This window comes from Vibrio sp. 10N.247.311.13 (assembly GCF_041467595.1).
Lineage (GTDB): Bacteria > Pseudomonadota > Gammaproteobacteria > Enterobacterales > Vibrionaceae > Vibrio > Vibrio crassostreae_C.
Genome location: NZ_JBFSUX010000018.1, coordinates 61,604 through 80,871, shown reverse-complemented (window position 1 = coordinate 80,871; position 19,268 = coordinate 61,604). Strand labels below are relative to the sequence as shown.

Genomic DNA, 19,268 nt, shown 5'->3' with positions numbered 1-19,268 from the left:
TTCCAGCTAAATATCCGTTTAGATTCAAACAGTAATGCTTATCCGAACGGCATTGCGAACCTAGGTTCGGGCTTTGTTTTTTCTATTCTTGCTAGATGCTAGATGGAACAGCTTGTTGTGCTTGCTTCTTATCTAACGCACCACTGAATCGAGTCAGAACAAGAGCGATCAAAACGATCACAGCACCTACCCAAGGGGTGTTCATTAATCCAGATTTCGCGACAATCAAACCACCGCCCCATGAGCCTAATGCAATACCGACGTTGAAGGCTGCAATGTTCAATCCAGAAGCGACATCGACGGCGTCTGGTGTGTATTTCTCAGCCAGTTTCACAACATACACTTGTAGTCCTGGAACGTTACCGAATGCGAATGCACCCCAAACCAAAATGGTAGCAACAGCTGCGTAAGGGTTTACTGCGGTAAAGTTGAATACCACCAGTACTGCGGCTAAACCAGAGAAGATAACGGTCAACGCTTTAATCGGGCCCATCTTGTCGGCCATTTTTCCGCCCCAGATGTTACCTACCGCCACTGACACACCGTAAACCAACATGATGAGACTGATAGAGCTCGAATCAAACCCTGATACATTTTCCAGTATTGGAGCAAGGAACGTAAACGCTGTGAACGTACCGCCATAACCTAGTGCTGTGATAGCGTAAACCAACAGTAAGCGTGGTTGAGTTAGAACCTTTAGTTGTGCCGAAATCTTCGCCGCAGGTGGTTGCTTAAGGTTGCTTGGAACCAAGATAGCACTACCGATAAGAGCAATAAGGCCAAGCAGAGCAACGATCAAGAAGGTCGCTTGCCAGCCAAAGGTTTGGCCGATATAAGTGCCCAGTGGTACTCCAGTTACCAATGCAACCGTTAAACCCGTAAACATGATCGCAATGGCACTGGCTGCTTTATCTTTTGAAACCAAACCTGTCGCGATGGTCGATCCAATCGAGAAGAACACACCATGGGCAAGGCCAGTCAAAATTCGTGCGGCGATCAGCGTGTTATAGCCTGGAGCTTGCCACGCCAATAAGTTACCAATGACAAACAATGCCATCACGGTCAGCAACACCGCTTTACGATTCCATTTGCCGGTTAATGCCGTTAAGACTGGTGCGCCAATAGCAACGCCAAGCGCGTATAAACTGACTAATAGGCCTGCTGATGGCAGAGATACATTCAAGTCGCTCGCCATGGTAGGAATCAAGCCTACGATGACAAATTCTGTGGTTCCGATGGCAAAGGCGCTGAGCGTCAATGCAAGTAATGCTAGTGGCATAATCATCTCTCTTACTGTTCTTTGTTAAGTACCGAGCGCGATAAAATGGGGCAGCTTGTGACTGCAATAGGAGCGCTTCGTTTGATGGCGAGGATTATCTAGCAAAATATATTTGTGAAAAATGCCATCATTAACAAATAACCTTTGTGATATTTGCAATAATTGGAGGGTTAGCCGATCATTGGATTAAGCTGATGAGATCGAAAAGACACCGTGATTTGAGCTGTGATGAGCACAAGCGAGATGACATTAAACAAAATGAAGATAGCGAAGGAGCCTCATGTTAACCCGTTCAGATGATTTAGAAATGGTACTCACCGTTGTCGATGCTGGTGGTTTTTCTGCGGCGGCAGAGGCGCTGGATGTGCAGGTCGCCAAGGTGTCTCGCTCGGTGAGTAAGGTTGAGTTACAACTCGGCGTCTCAATATTCAACCGAACAACGAGACGCGTGGAATTGACGGAGGAAGGACGGCAGTTTGTCGATTCAGTCAGGGTGGGATTACAGATGATTCAGAGCGCGGAAGAAGAAATCGTGTCGCGCGGTGAGTTGCCAAAAGGTCGTTTAAGAGTCGATGCCGCCAGTCCATTCGTATTTCACCAACTAGTGCCGTTGGTGCAGTCATTCAAAGAGGCTTACCCAGACATTGAGTTGGAACTCACTTCCAACGAAGGCTTCGTTGATCTTCTCGAAAAGAGAACTGATGTTGCGATTCGAATCGGTAAGCTGTCCGATTCAACACTGCACGCTCGACCGTTAGGTAAAAGCTTACTCCATATTGTGGCGTCACCTGGTTATCTCGCTAAGCGTGGGTTGCCCACCAAACCTGAAGATTTGAGTTCGCATCAAGTTGTGGGATTTGCGGGTAACAAAGTGCTTAACCATTGGCCTTTGCCAAACCAAAGTGATGTCGCGCCTACTGTGACAGCCAGTAATGGTGAAACCGTGCGTCAACTAGCACTAGCTGGAAATGGGATAGCTTGTTTATCGGGGTTTATGGTGCAGGAAGATATGGCTGCGGGTCGCCTAATCCCTATTCTGGAACAAGACAAACTTGCCAACACAGACCGAGAGCGAGTGAATGCGGTTTACTACAAGTCGTCATCGGTCTCTAAACGTATCTCGGCGTTTATCGACTTTATTCTGCCCCGTTTGAAGCTCTAACTAAGGCAGCTGACGATATCCGCATAAATGAAAAAGCCCCGCTGACGTGCAGCGGGGCTTCCAAATCGAACTCGATAGCTTGTCAGTGTGCTTTCTAGTAACAGACTACAGAAACTGTACTTAAGCGATCTTAGTCATCTCGTTAAGTGTAAATGACGTAACACTGCCTTCGGTTGCTGCCATGTATTCAGCAAGGTGAGTATTACCCATGTGTGTTTGCCAAAGTTCACGTGATGTCCAGTTTTCGTAGAAAGTGAAATGTGCTGGGTTTTCATTGTCTTGGTGAAGGTCGTAGTTGATGCAGCCTTCTTCAGCGCGAGTAATATCAATCAGCTTTAGCAGCTCTGCTTTAACCAATTCAATTTTGTCTTCGTTAGCGACGATGTTTGCGACGATAGTTAGTTGAGTCATGTTGGTACCTATATTGTTTTTCACCGAAATGGTGATTTGTCTGTGTTTACAGTGCCACTCTTTGTTCATTGAGCTGCAGTCTGTGTCGATGGATAAATAATAGTGGGAATATTTGAAACGATAAACAGTGCTACATTTGAATTATTGTCAAAAAATAATTGATAATAACTTGGGTATTATGTGCTACTAGGCGTAGGTGAGGAGTATTTAGAAGCCGCCCGCCCACGCATCAAAATCGTCAATGTTGTCGAGCTCTTCTTTAGTTCTTGGGGCTGGGTAATAAGGCAGAGCCAATCTTTGAGTGGAAGGTTGCAGTTCCCAATCGGGTGTAATCTTGAGTCGGGTTAATTCATCGTTGAGGCGCACAGACATATAGTAGCCATCGGCATGGGTATTGGCGTAACTCGCGATTGTGGCGATATCTCCAGAAGGTAACTTTACATCTCGGCCGAGCGGGTAGAGTTGGTGTAGCGCAAAGCTGACTTTAGGGTCTTGCAGTTGAGGTCGTGCGAGGCTTCCAACCCGCGAGGAATAATCCACTCAAGCTATCTTGGAATGGTTTACCTATTCGATTGCCTTCATTACTAATGAATTGAACTGTTAGTTTATCTCCTGACTCTTCCAGAATTTCTAAAAGCTGTTCACCAGTGCGATCGACCAAGAGCTTCATAATATCCAGCTACCATCAAGAATGAGAGACGATAAAGGGTACGTAGCGTGAACAATGTTTTCGGTGTTGATCCTTACATGCCCTTAGATCAACAACAGCTTTAGCGCTTACGTAAGTAATGCGTTTGCACAATCTCATATAAGTAAGTCGACACGCCTGTTAGTGTGAAATCAAGCGGTGAAACTAGATCTCCAAACAATGGTGAAGCATCACCCAGACCGAATAGAGCTCACCATTGACATGGTCGAAAAGCCGCTGAGTTTATACTGTTTGGCACTCACCCAACTTAAGTGATTTGTGGGCCAATTTACCGACCTTTAAATTTATACTGGATAATTACCTATAAATTTCAGGCTTTAGCAGTAATAATCAATGAATAGATCGGAATAGCTTGTTCATTGAAAAGCTGTACGGAAAGTTTCTAAAGACGCCATCGTGAAAAGGAAGTCAGATACATGCCTGTGCTCCAACGCATCAGTTTAACGTTAATCTTAATCGCCGTTTTAGGTGGGTGTTCTTCACTTCCTGAAGGCATCGATCATCCAACAGAACCGCCAACCTCTCCTGCACCTAGTTCTTTATCGGTTCTAACCAATGAATTTCAGCCTGAAGCTTTAGAGCAAGGCACCACTGCGGTTCGTCTGCAAGAGTCTGGTTGGGATGCCTTGGCACAGCGATTAGCGCTGGTCGAAAGTGCCGAGCACACCATCGACATTCAATATTACATCTGGAACTCTGACGAATCGGGCAGCTATCTCGCTAGCCGTTTATTAGCAGCGGCCGAGCGCGGTGTGAAGGTTCGCGTAATGCTGGATGATATCAACCTCAACGAACGTGAAGGGTTGCTGTCGGCACTGGATGCACACCCGAACGTCGAGATTCGTATCTTCAACCCAACACCAACACGCCGCGGTTTCAGTAAATGGCTGAGCTTTGTCGGCGACTTTTCTCGTTTAAATCGCCGTATGCACAATAAGTCGTTTACCGTCGATGGTACTTTGTCTGTGGTGGGTGGACGTAATATTGGTGATGAATACTTCGACCTTTCTGATGAAATCAATTTCCGAGACCGCGATGTATTAGTCATGGGCTCGGTAGTTAACACCATCCAAACCAGTTTTGTTGAATACTGGAACAGCCGTTGGTCTTACCCTGTCGATATGCTGGGTGATGACGAGCAACCTGATCTCTCGAAGATAGATAATATTGTCGTTCCGCATTATCAAAATTACCCGGAATTGCCACTAGATCGTAAGGCTGCTGATAGTTTGCTGAAAGAGGTGATTGGTGAGATGGCATGGGTGAATGCGCGTTTTGTTTACGATCAGCCTGTTCCTGATGATTCAGACAATACCGATGAACCGAAAGCGACCGCGATTCTTCTAGGTAAGTTAGCGAGTGAATCGAAACAAGAGATCTTATTGGAATCGGCTTACCTTGTATTCGATGATGGTCAGCTTGAAGAGTGGCAAGTGTTGAACAATAAGGGCGTTGAGATAAAAGCGCTAACGAACTCTATGGCGTCTAATGATCTGGTGACCAATCACTCCGCTTATGCGGGCAGACGTTACGATATGTTGGAGCATGGTATCGACCTGTTTGAGCTAAAACCAGAATCTAAGCTTTGTGAAGCATCGACTCAGGACTTGTCGAAATGTGCACCTGAGACGGCCTATGGCTTGCACGCAAAATCAGTCGTATTCGACCGCAGCATCGCGAGCATCGGTTCATTTAACTTCAACTTGCGTTCTACCTACCTCAATACTGAATCGGTTTTGATCATCGAGAATAAAGAGATTGCTGAAACGTTAGCAAAAACTATTGAGCAAGCAATGAGTGACGACAATAGCTGGCGTTTGGAACTGGAAGACGGTGATGTGTATTGGTATTCAGGCGATCAAAGCTGGGACAGCGAACCAGAAACGGGTAAGTGGGAACGAATGCAGTCAGGCTTTTTGCAATTGCTACCGATTGAGAAATATCTGTAAGCTAGCCGCCTCCGGATAAATAAAAATGTCAGCGTATAATACGCTGACATTTTTGTTTGTGGCGATGGAAAGGTAGCTTATTTATCTAAGCAGCGTCTTGAACGTTATCTTTTAGTCAGTTGCTTACTGTTCAAATACGGCAGAATATGTGGGCGAGATTCGCCAGACAGCTTTTGAGTGATCTGCTGTGACCAACTGCTCTGCTTTTGGTTGCTTGAACGGCTTGCGTAGTAGCTTTGCACCGAATCATCGTAGCTGGCAATGTCATCTAGGCTCAGCGGTTGGTATTGGTTTTCGTGCATCACCACATGAGCAGGAAGGCGAGGCTTAACCTCTGGTTGCTGTGCCGGGTGACCTAAGCACATCCCGAACAACACGGCGGTATGTTGTGGTAGTTCTAACAGTTCATCGACTTGTTGTGCGCTGTTACGCAGCCCGCCAATGTACACGCCACCCAAACCTAGAGATTCAGCCGCCAGCATGCAGTTTTGCGCCATGATGCCAGAATCTACCGCGCCAATCAGGGTCAGTTCAGTAAAGTCGGTTTTCACTTCAGGGTTGATTTGAGCGTGGCGTTGATAGTCGATACAGAACACTAAAAACTCAGCCGCATTCTCAACGTAAGCTTGGTTACCTGCGTATTCAGCTAACAGTTTGCGCTTCTCTTTGTCTGTCACTCTCACGATAGAAACAGCCTGCAGTAAGCTCGATGATGAAGCCGCGAGACCAGCCTGAATAATCACATCAAGTTGTGCTTTTTCAATCGGTTGATTTGTATATTGACGAATGGAGCGGTGCCCCAGAATAGTTTCAATCGTGCTGTTCATAACTCTCAGACAGTCCTTGTGATGATGGCGTAGAGAATCACAATAACGACAATTACCATGAGCGTAAAGGGTGTTCGAGCCTTTCTGGTTGACATATTTCAGCAGCGTCAGCCCAGTTTTTGAGATTCTATTTATAATCGATTAATGCCAGCTGCTATGCCGCTGGCATTTTATTATTGAGCGAAACTTGCTTCGAAATAGGCACTAAATGATAAAAACTGTCGGATAAAATAGGGCATACTGGACTCAATATATAAACCAAAGAAAGTAACCACGCGCATGAATCCGATCTGCCTCAACGACCCTTTTTCTCTTCCTAATGGCCAAGTGATCAAAAATCGCCTGTTCAAATCGGCAATGAGTGAACAGCTAGGTGATAAACATCATAACCCTAAGCAAGGTTTAGTCACGCTTTACCAGCGTTGGGCTCAAGGAGGAATTGGCCTATCCATGACGGGCAACGTGATGGTCGATAGAGGTGCGCTTGGTGAACCTAAAAACGTTGTGTTGGATGAGCAAAGTGACTTAAGCGTATTTCGTGAGTGGGCGAAGGCTGGAACACAAAATGGTTCGCAGATATGGATGCAATTGAACCACCCAGGAAAGCAAATCCCTAAATTCTTATGTGATAGCCCGGTTGCGCCTTCGGCTATCTCTTTAGAGCGTGGATTAGAAAAAGGCTTTAATACGCCACGAGCTCTGACTGAGACGGAAATCATCGCAATCATTGATAAATTCGCGCTGAGTGCAAAGCTTTCAAAACAAGCGGGTTTTACCGGTGTGCAGATCCACGGTGCTCATGGCTATCTCGTGAGTCAGTTTTTGTCTTCAAGACACAATCAACGCCAAGACAAATGGGGTGGATCACTCGAAAACAGACTTCGTTTTGTGCTTGAGGTTTATCGCGCGATTCGAAAAGAGGTCGGTGAAGATTTCCCGGTCGGAATTAAGCTCAACAGTGCTGACTTCATGAAAGGTGGCTTCACTGAAGAAGAGTCGATGCAGGTTGTGCAAACACTGAGTGATAACGGTATCGACCTGATTGAGATCTCCGGCGGCACCTATGAAAGCCCATCGATGATGGGTTCAAAGAACAAAGCCGAGCCATTGAAGACCAGCACGGTAAAACGTGAAGCGTATTTTATGGATTACATGGTTAAGGCGAGAAAGCTTGTGAGCACGCCGCTGGTGGTCACGGGTGGTTTTCGAACCGCGCAAGCAATGAATGACGCATTAAACACCTCGGCGACCGATTTTATTGGCATTGCGCGCACAATGGCGGTTGATCCTGATTTCCCTAACAAGTTAATTGAAAACCCTAGTTACGGCATGCCGCTAACGGTGCCAACCACAGGAAAACCTGCATTAGACAAGGTGGCGATGGTCGGGCTGGTTTGGTATGAACATCAGATGTGGCGCATTGCCTCTGGCAAGAAAGCCGACCCAAAACTAAGCGCACTCGGTGTGGTGTTAAAAACAATTTTCAGCGCCGGCTGGCACGCTTTCAAAAAGCGCAGAGCGTAAGCAGTCATGGATTGTTAAAGCAGAACTTTGAGGAATTGAAGTTCTGCTTTTTTGTTTGTCTCCTTTTAAGTTCTCGATAAATACATCGCAGAGCACCCTCAGCCAGCTTAGCTGTGGTACTAATCTAATACCAACATGAGCATTGGTTATAGTGTTCATAAGTGGCAAATAAGAGTAGACAAACTAGGATGAATTGAATTAAACCCTACAAATAATTCAACAACATGGTAGTGCTATGAAGAAAATAACCCTTTTGTCAGTTGCGATTTTATCTAGCATCTCTTTCTCATCTTTTGCAAAGGATTGTGATCCCAACTTGCTGCCTTCTTGGAAGGACAGCGAGAGCAAATCCGCTATCGTCGACTTTGTTGGGCAAGCCACTAAAGCTGAGTCTGATACGTTCGTGGCAATTGAAGATCGCATTGCCGTGTTCGATAACGACGGTACGCTTTGGTCGGAAAAGCCTTATTACTTCCAATTAGCCTTTGCACTAGATCGTGTAAAAGAGATGGCGCCTGATCACCCTGAATGGAAAACCGAAGCACCGTTTAAGTTTGTACTCGAAGATGATATTGAGAGCGTTCTGGGCAGCGGTGAAGAAGGGCTATTGAAAATCATCATGGCGACACATTCTGGTATGACTGTTGAGCAATACCAGCAAGACGTTGAGCAATGGCTGACGGTAACAAAAGATAAACGCTTCAACAAAGCCTACACAGACCTTACTTATCAGCCAATGAAAGAGATGCTGACTTACCTGCAAGAGCATGACTTTAAGACTTATATTGTGTCGGGCGGAGGCGTTGATTTCATGAGGGCGTGGGCTCCTGATGCTTACAATATCCCGTTAGAACAGATCATCGGTAGCGCACTTAAATACAACTACAGCTACAACGACGGTAATCCGACCGTTACCAAAGGTTCGTCCATTTTGACCATTGATGACAAAGCCGGAAAGGTCAGCAATATTCAGCATATTATCGGTAAGAAGCCGATTCTAGCAGTAGGTAACTCAGACGGCGATCAAGCGATGATGCAGTGGGCAACCAGTCAACCAAACTCAATGGCGATGATTGTTCATCACACCGATGCCGAGCGCGAGTGGAAGTATGATCGTGAGTCCCATGTGGGTAAGCTTGATAAAGCACTCGACGAAGCGAACTCCAGAGATGATTGGACGTTAATCGACATGAAATCCGATTGGTGTGAGGTGTATTAACCCACACAAACATTCGGACAAAACAGCAAAGGCTCGGATGGTTCATTCGAGCCTTTTGCTAAATAGCGAAGACTTCGTCTCATTTTCAGCAAGATCGTACTATAAATTTTTAACGCATGACGCTTTAATCGGGATAGTCAGAAATTAAAGGAATAAAAAATGAAAACGATCGGTTTGCTCGGCGGTATGAGTTGGGAGTCGACAGTGAGCTACTACAAATCCATCAACGAGGGCGTTAAAGCCACACTCGGCGGGCTCAATTCTGCAAAGGTTTGTATGTACAGCGTGAACTTCGATGAGATAGAAAAGCTTCAACATCAAGGTCGCTGGGCTGAGACGGCGGATATCTTATCGGACGCGGCTTTATCGGTAGAGAAAGCCGGAGCGGACTTCATCCTGATCTGTACCAATACCATGCATAAGGTCGTTCCTGAGATCGAAGAGAAGATCACGATTCCTATCTTGCACATCGCTGATACCACAGCGCAGAAACTGCTGGAACAAGGAGTGAAGAAAGTCGGGTTACTCGGCACCGCTTTCACGATGGAACAAGATTTTTACAAAGGGCGTTTAATCGATAAATTCGGTATCGATGTTGTGATTCCTGCCAAGGATGACAGAGATAAAGTCCACAACATCATTTACCAAGAGCTGTGCCGAGGCGAAGTAAAAGAAGAGTCTCGCGCTATCTATAATCAGATCATTGAGAGGCTAAGCCAGCAAGGATCAGAGGCCGTCATTCTAGGCTGTACTGAGATCGCCTTACTGATTCAGCAACAACATACCGATGTGCCCCTGTTTGATACTACAGCCATTCATGCAGAAGCCGCGGTGCGTTTGGCGACGAGTGACTAACTTCTAGTTCTTATTCTTAGTTCCATAGCTGTCCTATTTTCGCTCTTGTACGATTTTCATTCGTTGAAGTGAAAGTTTTTTGTACAAAAGCAGGTCGTTAGTTAAAGAAGCGATGCTTTGTTCATTAACCAAGGCCTTATCGGTAGGTAAGGTTTTAGTTAATGATTGAGGTATCCGCGCTTTTAAGCACTATGCTTTAGTCATGACCGAAAGAGGATTTATTATGAAATGGCTTATCTTATCTGTAACGCTATTGTTCGTGGCAGGATGCCAATCGACAGGCTCTGACACGTCTTCACATGATCAAATGAATCGAGTTCATTCTGGTGGTTGTAGCAGCTAATCCTTTTTTGAAAATACTTTTTAGCTGCTGTTATTATCATTTCTGTCACTGTTCTTATAAAGAACTCACTTCTACAAAGCCTTGCGATTACGTGAGGCTTTCTTCTATGTAAAACAACGCATCCCTGCCGATTTATGTTGTAAATTTGTGAATCTGAATTGTCTATATTCTATGCTGTGTACTGGATCTCATTTGTTATTTGACTCCCTTGCTAAGGTTAATAATGAATGCGTAATACCAATCACTTTACTCAACTTAAGAGGTTTCTATGCTAGGTGAAAATCATTCTCTTGTTCACGAATTTCCTGAAATGAAAGATAAAATTGCTGAGCTTGTTAAAACTGACGATGGCTTTGCAGCAGACATGAAGACGTACGACAACCTTGATAAAGAGATTCGTAAGCTTGAGCTGAAAGATTCACCCATTGATGACGGCTCGATGCACCAACTGAAACATGATCGTTCTGTACTGAAAGATGCACTGCATGCACGTTTAACTGGCTAGTGAGTTGGTAATTTTGCTGACTAGCTAAATGGCGAATTGCAGACTTAGACAAAAAAACTCCTTCGGGAGTTTTTTTTCGTTTTGGCTCAATCACTTCTTCACAATTCAACTGAGTTAATACGTTGTATTATTATGTGAATGACGCATAATGAGGGTTACTGGCACGCGATTTTTAAGATTTTATTGGTAATCTCATGAATATTGAACACCTCAAATTGTTTGTTCGTTTAGCTTCCACACATAACATCAGCATGGCTGGGCAAGAGCTTGGTTTGTCTCCTGCTGTTGCAAGCTCGCACATCAGTAAACTGGAAGACAATTTAGGCGTTCGCTTGGTCCACCGAACCACTCGTAAGGTCTCTTTAACCGAAGAGGGGGAAGCATTCTTACCTCATGCTGAAGAAGTGTTATCGAGCGTGGATGCTGCCAAATCGGCGGTCGGTGTGGGTTGTGATTCTCCAACCGGAACGTTGCGAGTTACCGCATCTGCGTCTTTTGGACGTTTGCATCTTGTTCCTGCCTTACCTGGATTCTTAGAGCGCTACTCTGGGTTAAAAGTCGATCTCAGGCTATCAGATTCGATGGTGGATGTTGTTGAGGGTGGCTTTGATATCGCGATTCGTATCTCGGAGCTGAAAGACTCGACACTGATTGCCCGAAAACTTGCGACAGACAAGCGTATTGTGTGTGCATCGCCTGATTACTTAATCAAATATGGTAAGCCAGCCAAACCTCGAGATCTTAACGATCATCAATGTATTAGCTTAATTGGTTTAGAAAACTGGACCTTCAATACTGAAAGCGGGCCTAAGACGATTAAGGCATCTGGGTCGTTCAGGGCAGATAACGGGGAAGCACTGCGTGACGCAGCCTCAGGTGGTATGGGGATCACGGTGACATCGAATTGGTGTGCCTATGAACAACTGAAAAGCGGTCAGCTGGTTCAAATATTAGAAGATTACCCATTAACATCAGAGCCTGCAATTTGGGCTGTGTACCCAAGCACAAGGTTACTTGCACCAAAGGTGAGAGCCTTCATTGACTACTTCTCTGAATATTATGGTAATCCACCGTATTGGGAACAAAAGTAGAATCAGATAGATTTAACGAAAAAGCCCTACGTGACTAAGTTATGCGTTAGTCACGTAGGGCTTTTTCTTGGAATCAGAAAATCACTTGAGCATAGCTGTCATTAAGAAAGCGTTGCTTTGATGATCTCTTCAATTTTAGCGACAACTTGTTGTGACTTATCGCCGTAAATCGCATCTGGGTGCGGGTTAGCAAACGTGTTGTTGTCGTTATCAAAGTATTGACCGCCTGCTTGTGCGAACTCATCAGACAATGATGCGCGAACCAGAATATCAGAACCGATGCTTAGGTCGCCGCCTGCAATGCCATAAGCGTCTTTCACCATCTTGCTGCCTAGTAACGAAGCTGGGTTGACAGCAACCACCATTGGCCCCGTAGAGCCTAACTCTTTTGCCATCTCACGAGTCCACATAGTGATCGCAAGCTTGCTTTGTGCGTAAGCGTCACCATCAGACATTGGTTTCTTACCTTCTAGCGCTTCGATGTTCACTGCTGCTTGCGCGGCTGAAGACAGGTTCACCACTCGGCTCGACGAATCGAATACTGGCAACAGGCGTTTGGTCAGATGATACGGCGATACTGTGTTTACAGCAAAACGAACATCTAAACCGTCTTTGGTGATTGAGTTGGGAGCATTGAACACACCCGCGTTGTTGATCAGTACATCAATCTTCTCGTGCTCGGCAATCACCTCGTCAGCCAGCGCATCAACATCTGCCAGAATGGACAGATCGGCCACGTAGCTTTGGATCTTCGCTTCCGTAGAGAGAGCGATAAGTTGCTGCTCAACGTCTTTAAGTTTGCTTGGGTTACGTCCATGCAATAAAACGTGGTGACCTTGTTGAACAAGTACTTTTGCCGTTTCGAAGCCGATACCATCGGTAGAGCCTGTGATCAGAATAACTTTTTGCATGGAATAGATTCCTTATTAAAGCGCTGACATGGTGAGCGTTTTTAAATGTGTCGTTTCATTGAGGTAAAGAATAGCAACCTTTTATGAAGTTGATAATCAACCGAATTAATAAAACACTATTTAGTTTTTGTTGAAAATGGGGGAGTGAACAAAGCCTCAGTCCGTGCGAAGGAGACGATCAATCGAGTTCTTAGGTCGGAATAGCAGGCAATAAAAAAGCTTAGCGCGGGGGACGCTAAGCTTCGTTGTTAAGTATGCTCTTGAACCATGCTTAGGCTGGTGGGGTTAGCCTACTTGAGAAAAGCTCACTACCTTGCTTTGTAGTTTCTCTTTCAGGTAATCCGTCACCGCTTGCTGCTCGGATTCGCTCATGTATAAGCCAAGTTTGGTTCTGCGCCACAAGATGTCTTCATCAGTCATTGCCATCTCTTCATTGATCAAGTAATCGATTTCCACTTGATAAACGCCATGCGCCTCGCTTGAGAACTGGATGCCAAGGTCTGCTTCGCTATTTGCGCCTTCCAGTAGATTCCAAGTGTAAGTACCAAATTGAGTCACGTAGCGAAGCAATAGCGCGTCAGATGCCCAAGGGTATTTAGTGTGGATCATCTTCGCAAGTTGCTCTCTGCTGCAACTAAAGTTACCACCTGGAAGCGTGTCGTTCGCTGTCCATGGTGCACCCATGTTGGTTAGGTGAGGCTCAAGCTTCTTAAGTGCCGCTTCGCCGAGCTTACGATAAGTGGTCAACTTGCCACCAAAGATCGAAAGCAGTGGTGCTTGATCGAGCTCTGCGTCCAATTCCAATGTGTAGTCACGAGTGATCGCTTGTGGGGAATCAGATTCGTCGTCACAAAGCGGTCTTACGCCACTGTATGTCCAAACCACGTCTTCACGGCCAAGCTGTTTAACAAAGTGCTGGTTAACGATATCAATTAAGTAATCAACTTCTACATCGTCGATAGCCACTTCGCGAGGATCACCTTTGTATTCAAGGTCGGTTGTGCCGATGATCGAGAACTTATCTAGGTAAGGGATCATGAACACTATGCGGTTATCTTTGTTTTGTAGAATGTACGCTTGTGGTTCGTCATGAACACGCGGCACCACAATGTGTGATCCTTTGATTAGGCGAATATTACGAGGCGAAGCCTGCTCTAACCCATCATCAAAGAACTGCTTAACCCAAGGGCCTGCAGCGTTAACAAGCGCTCTTGCTTTGCGTTCAAAGCGTTGGTTTGTCATCACATCAAGGATCGTCACATGCCAAATACCACCTTCGCGGTGCGCTTTTTCAACACGGCAGTAGTTACGTACTTCTGCGTTGTTTTCTTTTGCTGCCAACACGTTGAGCAATACCATACGAGCATCATCAACCCAGCAATCTGAGTATTCGAAGCCTGTCTTCATTTCTGGTTTCAGTAGCCCTGATTTTGCTAGGTTGACTGTCTTACTTCCAGGAAGAGTGGTGCGCTTACCCAAGTTATCGTAAAGGAATAGGCCACAGCGAATCATCCAAGCTGGGCGTAAAAATGGTCGATGAGGTAAACGGAAACGCATTGGCTGAGCAACGTGAGGCGCTTTTCTTAACAAGACTTCACGTTCAGCGAGTGCTTCCGAAACTAAACGAAACTCATAATGTTCAAGGTAACGTAAGCCACCGTGGATTAGCTTTGAACTTGCAGAAGACGTCGCAGAGGCGAAATCATTTGCTTCGTATAAACCAACGTTTAGACCACGACCAGCAGCGTCTGCCGCGATACCCGCACCATTGATGCCGCCGCCAATAACGATTAAGTCTAGAGTTGAAGATGTACTATTGTTTGAATTAGTTTGTTGAGCACTCATGGTTTTGACCTCTTTCTGAGCGAACGAGCATTTTAGAACATAATTGAATCCTATATGAACTTTCGTTTGCGGTCATTTATTATTTTCGTTTATGCGCGTTTTATGTGATTTGGGCATAAAAAAACCTCTGCTTATGAAGGCAGAGGTTCAAATAAGTCTAATTCGAGCATAGAAGCGACAGTGACAGCGAGCAAGTTTTACTTTATTAACTTTTCTATAAATAATTGTGATTCATTTAAGAAAGTGGCGTCACTGAGCTCTTGTGTTTAGTTATTCGCTCATAGGACGAGCGGTATCGATCACTTCTAATGGTATTGCCGAATCTTTAAGGATGTTGAGAATCTCTTCCGGTGGCTGCTTATTAGTAAACACCATGTGCGCTTGAGAGATATTGCCGAGCTTAACCATGGCGTTACGGCCAAACTTAGTGTGGTCGACGGCTAAGAAGATGCTGCGACTGTTTTCGATGATGGCTTGTTTCACACGAACTTCGTGGTAATCAAAATCGAGCAGTGAGCCATCAAAGTCGATGCCGCTGATGCCTAAGATGCCGAAATCGAGGCGGAACTGCTTTACAAAGTCGAGTGTCGCTTCGCCAACAATACCGCCATCGCGGTTACGTACTTCACCGCCCGCCAAGATAACCTTGATCTCTGGGTTCGGAAGAAGGATGCTGGCAACGTTAATGTTGTTGGTGACGACTCTTAGCTGTTTGTGATTTTTATTGAGTGCACGTGCCACTGATTCTGGCGTGGTGCCGATATCAACGAACAGGGTTGCACCATCTGGGATGTGCTTAACCAGTTCGTCGGCGATCACGTCTTTTTCGTTGAAGTTAAGCGCTTTACGCGTATTATAAGAGGTGTTTTCCGAGCTTAAAGGAATGGTTGCACCACCATGATAGCGACGAATTTTGTTGCTATCGGCAAGTTCATTGAGGTCTCGTCTGATGGTTTGTGGGCTGACATCGAACTTTTCAACGAGCTCTTCGGTGCTCACATATCCTTGTGTTTTTACCAGGTCTACAATCTGCTGGTGTCTTGGTATCTGCTTCACTTAACTTACCACTCCCTGCACGCTATGGGTTCTAGCGCGTCACAATCGAAAATATTAACTCGCGCTATTGTGCTCGAATTGATGAGGAGAGAGAAGTAATGATGGTAAGGAATTATGCCCAAACCGCAAAAACGTTGATCAAAACATGAAAAATTGGCTCCAAACGCAAAAAAGAGCACAAAATAGTGCTCTTTTTAGTTTCGTTTACTGAGGAACGAACAATTCAATCTATAAGAGAGTGATTATTCGAACGCTCGATTTTACTCTTCGTCGTCATCGTGCAGCTCAGACCAAACTTGTGCACATTTGATAGCACGCTTCCAACCTTTGTAACGGCGGTTACGCTTCTCTTCATCGTGGTGTGGCAAGAACGTACGGTCTAGTACTGCTTTGTCTTGAAGCTCATCGATGCTGTCCCAGAAACCAACTGCTAGACCAGCAAGGTATGCTGCTCCCAGAGCGGTAACTTCAGTTACTTCAGGACGGTGAACTTCTGTATCTAGCACGTCTGATTGGAATTGCATTAGGAAGTTGTTCGCTACTGCGCCGCCATCAACACGTAGGTTTGCTAGCTTGATGCCAGAGTCCGCTTGCATCGCATCCAATACGTCACGAGTTTGGTAAGCAATACCTTCCAGTGTTGCACGAATGATGTGGTTAGAGTTAACACCACGAGTCAGGCCAACAATCGTACCGCGAGCGTAAGCATCCCAGTATGGTGCGCCTAAACCAGTAAACGCAGGGACTACGTAAACGCCGTTTGAAGAATCTACTTTGGTTGCGAAGTACTCAGAGTCTTCTGCGCCAGCCAGTAGCTTCATTTCATCACGTAGCCATTGGATTGATGCGCCGCCCATGAATACTGCACCTTCCAGTGCGTATGCAGGTTCGCCTTTAGGGCCACATGCCAGTGTGGTTAGAAGGCCGTTTTTCGATGTGACTTTCTCTTGGCCTGTGTTCATCAGTAGGAAACAGCCCGTGCCGTATGTGTTTTTCGCTTGACCAGCTTCAACACACATTTGACCGTAAAGCGCTGCTTGTTGGTCACCCGCAATACCAGCGATTGGAATACGAGTACCGCCTTTACCACCAAGGTTCGTTTGGCCGTAAACTTCAGAAGAGCGTTTCACTTCAGGCATCATTGATGCTGGAATACCCATCTCGTCTAGTAGCTTGCTGTCCCAGCATAGGTCGTTGATGTTAAACAACATAGTACGTGACGCGTTAGTGTAATCCGTAACGTGAACACGTCCTTGAGTCATCTTCCAAACCAACCAAGTATCAACCGTACCGAACAGTAGTTTGCCAGTTTCAGCGTCTTCGCGAGCGCCTTCAACGTTGTCTAGAATCCATTTTACTTTGGTACCTGAGAAATACGGGTCAAGGACTAAGCCAGTATTGTCACGTACGTAGTCTTCTAGGCCACGTGCTTTTAGGTCTTCACAGATGTCTGCTGTACGGCGACACTGCCATACGATTGCGTTATAAACCGGCTTACCCGTTTCTTTGTTCCAAACAATGGTGGTTTCACGTTGGTTAGTGATACCAATGCCCGCTAGCTCATCGCTGCGGATGCCTGCTTTAGCAAGCGCTTCAACCAATGTAGAGCTTTGAGTTGCCCAGATTTCCATTGGATCATGCTCAACCCAACCGGCTTTAGGATAAATCTGAGTAAATTCGCGTTGAGAAGAGCTTACGATGTTTGCATCGTGGTCGAGGATTACAGCGCGAGAACTTGTGGTGCCTTGGTCTAGGGCAACAATGTATTTTTGCTCGGTCATGGTAAGAATCCTTTTTCTTTCGTTATTTATATTTTAGTAAATGTAAGGTCGCTTAGGGATTAAGCTTGAGCTTGTTCAGCTTCTTGTTCTGTTTCACATTGGTTTGGAATTGTGCAGCCTTGGCCTTCTACTGGTAGGTAAGCACCGATAACACGTGGGTACAACCAACCCCCAAAACACGCACCAGCAATTGGAGCAAGAATTGGAACGATGAAGTAAGGAATATCACGTGCACCGCTTAGTGCGAAATCCCAACCTGCAAAGTAAGCGAACAGTTTTGGTCCGAAGTCACGAGCAGGGTTCATTGCAAAGCCCGTCAGTGGACCTAAAGAACCACCGATAACCGCGATAAGAATACCGATCAGTAGAGGGTTCATTGCACCGCGAGATGCGCCGTTGTTCTCATCACCTAACGCTAAAATGGCAAACATCAACACTGCAGTAATCACGAATTCCACAGCAAAAGCGCCGAAGAAAGAAAGTGAAGCATGTGGGTAAGTCGAGAAGATACCAGCAGTTGATAGTGCGTCTTGGCTGCTACGAACGAAGTTATGTGCGATTTCGTAGTCAGTAAATAGGTTGCTGTACAGGCTGTAAACCAATGCTGCAGAGCAGAAAGCGCCAAGCAGTTGCGAAATGATGTAAGGCACCACTTTTGCTTTATCAAAGCCATGGAACATGGCCAGTGCAATCGTTACGGCTGGGTTGATGTGTGCGCCTGAAACGCCGGCAGTACAGTAAATTGCAATCGCAACACCGAAGCCCCAGATGATGCTGATTTCCCATTGTCCGAATGTCGCACCAGTTAATACCAGAGCGGCCACACAGCCAACGCCAAAGAATATGAGTAATCCTGTACCGATAAATTCAGCCAAGCATTGCCCAAATAAAGAAGGGTGTTTGTTTGTTGTCATGTTCGAGTCCTTTTTAGTTTTGCTTATCTAGCACGTGTATTGTGCATATATTTGCGAACTCGAAAATAAACGAACATTAAAAGTGAGCGTTTGAGCATAAAATTGTTAATTAAAGTCACTTGAAATGTTAATCCGAACACTTTTGCTCGAAAAAGATGCTCGCATGAACGTCATTGCTCGAATTGATAGGTTGCGAAGCCGCTCAAACTACCTATATGTAAATGAATGCGCAACTGGTACGAGGAGTTTATGTTTGGATTTGTGATGCTACTTCGTGAGTGGCGGATTATTAGACTTAATTAGGGAGGGCTGTGTGATGTTTTTGCTATGTAACAAGGGCGTTAACAAATGAGCTTATATGCATAAATGAATAAACTGCCAACTATGTTGTAGTTTGGCAGTTTTCATTTGGGTGTATGTTCTTGTTATACGAGACGAACTTACCGCTCTAAACCAGAGCTGCAACTTTTCCTTTCGCTACCAATTGTTCTCGAATTGAGTCATACGCCCAGTTGAACGCTATCGCGTAAAGTACGAAGAAAATAACTAGGCCTATGTCCATGATCAGTACGGTTAGGAAGTCGAGTTGTAGAACCCACATCAAGACAGGTAGAGTCACTGTCATTAAGCCAAGCTCAAAACCTAATCCGTGCAGGACACGTGTTTTCGTGGTTCTTTTGCTTCGGTCTGTTCCGTAAATTTTGTCGTAGCCATAGTTGTAAACGTAGTTCCAAGCCATCGCTATCAATGATATTGCGAGCGCTAAGCCTGCCATTTCACCTGCGCCGTGTCCTGTAATATAGGTTGCAAGCCCTGCCATCAAAACCAAAGCAACCAATTCAAATAGCACCATGTGCAACATGCGTTCTTTATGTGACATTTTTCTA

At 45.4% G+C, this 19,268-nt stretch carries 16 protein-coding genes and 1 pseudogene; 7 read left to right on the top strand and 10 right to left on the bottom strand.

Annotated elements, in window-relative coordinates; translation table 11 throughout:
- Nucleotides 1–91: 91 nt before the first annotated feature.
- Nucleotides 92–1,279, bottom strand: a complete 1,188-nt coding sequence (locus AB6E52_RS10335; RefSeq protein ID WP_017062388.1) for an MFS transporter — start codon at nt 1,277–1,279, stop codon at nt 92–94.
- Nucleotides 1,280–1,559: 280 nt separating this feature from the next.
- Between AB6E52_RS10335 and AB6E52_RS10330 the strand changes: the two genes are divergently transcribed.
- Complete coding sequence (locus AB6E52_RS10330; RefSeq protein WP_102320704.1) at nt 1,560–2,441, top strand: LysR family transcriptional regulator; 882 nt, start codon at nt 1,560–1,562, stop codon at nt 2,439–2,441.
- A 120-nt stretch (nt 2,442–2,561) separates the two neighbouring features.
- Here AB6E52_RS10330 and AB6E52_RS10325 read toward each other — a convergent pair whose 3' ends face one another.
- Nucleotides 2,562–2,852, bottom strand: coding sequence for a putative quinol monooxygenase (locus AB6E52_RS10325; RefSeq protein WP_017062386.1), 291 nt, complete (start codon nt 2,850–2,852; stop codon nt 2,562–2,564).
- A gap of 207 nt (nt 2,853–3,059) precedes the next feature.
- Nucleotides 3,060–3,522, bottom strand: a pseudogene (locus AB6E52_RS10320) (hypothetical protein).
- A gap of 455 nt (nt 3,523–3,977) precedes the next feature.
- Here AB6E52_RS10320 and AB6E52_RS10315 point away from each other — a divergent pair.
- The gene (locus tag AB6E52_RS10315; protein WP_102320703.1) at nt 3,978–5,510 is read left to right on the top strand and encodes a phospholipase D family protein; all 1,533 of its coding nucleotides are present in this window, start codon (nt 3,978–3,980) and stop codon (nt 5,508–5,510) included.
- 104 nt (nt 5,511–5,614) lie between these two features.
- Here the strand turns inward: AB6E52_RS10315 and nfsA are convergent, their stop codons facing one another.
- Entirely contained in the window at nt 5,615–6,337 is a 723-nt protein-coding gene (gene nfsA, locus AB6E52_RS10310; RefSeq protein ID WP_102320702.1) for an oxygen-insensitive NADPH nitroreductase, read from the bottom strand.
- Between the two features lie 279 nt (nt 6,338–6,616).
- On the opposite strand from nfsA, the gene AB6E52_RS10305 reads away from it, so the two are divergent.
- The 5 genes from AB6E52_RS10305 (at nt 6,617) to AB6E52_RS10285 (ending at nt 11,874) form a co-directional block, all read left to right on the top strand.
- Nucleotides 6,617–7,861, top strand: a complete 1,245-nt coding sequence (locus tag AB6E52_RS10305; protein WP_102320701.1) for an NADH:flavin oxidoreductase/NADH oxidase family protein — start codon at nt 6,617–6,619, stop codon at nt 7,859–7,861.
- Nucleotides 7,862–8,096: 235 nt separating this feature from the next.
- Nucleotides 8,097–9,080 carry an HAD family phosphatase gene (locus tag AB6E52_RS10300; RefSeq protein WP_102320700.1) on the top strand — a complete coding sequence of 328 codons (984 nt, stop codon included), beginning with the start codon at nt 8,097–8,099 and terminating at the stop codon, nt 9,078–9,080.
- A 159-nt stretch (nt 9,081–9,239) separates the two neighbouring features.
- Nucleotides 9,240–9,935, top strand: a complete 696-nt coding sequence (locus tag AB6E52_RS10295) for an aspartate/glutamate racemase family protein (protein WP_102320699.1) — start codon at nt 9,240–9,242, stop codon at nt 9,933–9,935.
- Between the two features lie 611 nt (nt 9,936–10,546).
- On the top strand, nt 10,547–10,783 hold the full coding sequence (locus tag AB6E52_RS10290) for a YdcH family protein (RefSeq protein ID WP_017067743.1): 237 nt from the start codon (nt 10,547–10,549) through the stop codon (nt 10,781–10,783).
- 194 nt (nt 10,784–10,977) lie between these two features.
- Nucleotides 10,978–11,874, top strand: a complete 897-nt coding sequence (locus AB6E52_RS10285; protein ID WP_102320698.1) for a LysR family transcriptional regulator — start codon at nt 10,978–10,980, stop codon at nt 11,872–11,874.
- Nucleotides 11,875–11,975: 101 nt separating this feature from the next.
- Here the strand turns inward: AB6E52_RS10285 and AB6E52_RS10280 are convergent, their stop codons facing one another.
- The 6 genes from AB6E52_RS10280 to AB6E52_RS10255 all read right to left on the bottom strand — a co-directional run bounded on the left by AB6E52_RS10280 (nt 11,976) and on the right by AB6E52_RS10255 (nt 19,261).
- Nucleotides 11,976–12,785 carry an SDR family NAD(P)-dependent oxidoreductase gene (locus tag AB6E52_RS10280; RefSeq protein WP_102320697.1) on the bottom strand — a complete coding sequence of 270 codons (810 nt, stop codon included), beginning with the start codon at nt 12,783–12,785 and terminating at the stop codon, nt 11,976–11,978.
- Between the two features lie 285 nt (nt 12,786–13,070).
- Nucleotides 13,071–14,630: a glycerol-3-phosphate dehydrogenase gene (gene glpD, locus AB6E52_RS10275; RefSeq protein WP_102320696.1), complete on the bottom strand. Its 1,560-nt coding sequence runs from the start codon at nt 14,628–14,630 to the stop codon at nt 13,071–13,073.
- Between the two features lie 270 nt (nt 14,631–14,900).
- Nucleotides 14,901–15,686 carry a DeoR/GlpR family transcriptional regulator gene (locus AB6E52_RS10270; RefSeq protein ID WP_017096306.1) on the bottom strand — a complete coding sequence of 262 codons (786 nt, stop codon included), beginning with the start codon at nt 15,684–15,686 and terminating at the stop codon, nt 14,901–14,903.
- A gap of 260 nt (nt 15,687–15,946) precedes the next feature.
- Entirely contained in the window at nt 15,947–17,467 is a 1,521-nt protein-coding gene (gene glpK, locus AB6E52_RS10265; protein ID WP_102320695.1) for a glycerol kinase GlpK, read from the bottom strand.
- Nucleotides 17,468–17,526: 59 nt separating this feature from the next.
- Nucleotides 17,527–18,381, bottom strand: a complete 855-nt coding sequence (locus AB6E52_RS10260) for an MIP/aquaporin family protein (RefSeq protein WP_019827050.1) — start codon at nt 18,379–18,381, stop codon at nt 17,527–17,529.
- A 448-nt stretch (nt 18,382–18,829) separates the two neighbouring features.
- Nucleotides 18,830–19,261, bottom strand: coding sequence for a PACE efflux transporter (locus AB6E52_RS10255; protein WP_102320694.1), 432 nt, complete (start codon nt 19,259–19,261; stop codon nt 18,830–18,832).
- Nucleotides 19,262–19,268: the final 7 nt, after the last annotated feature.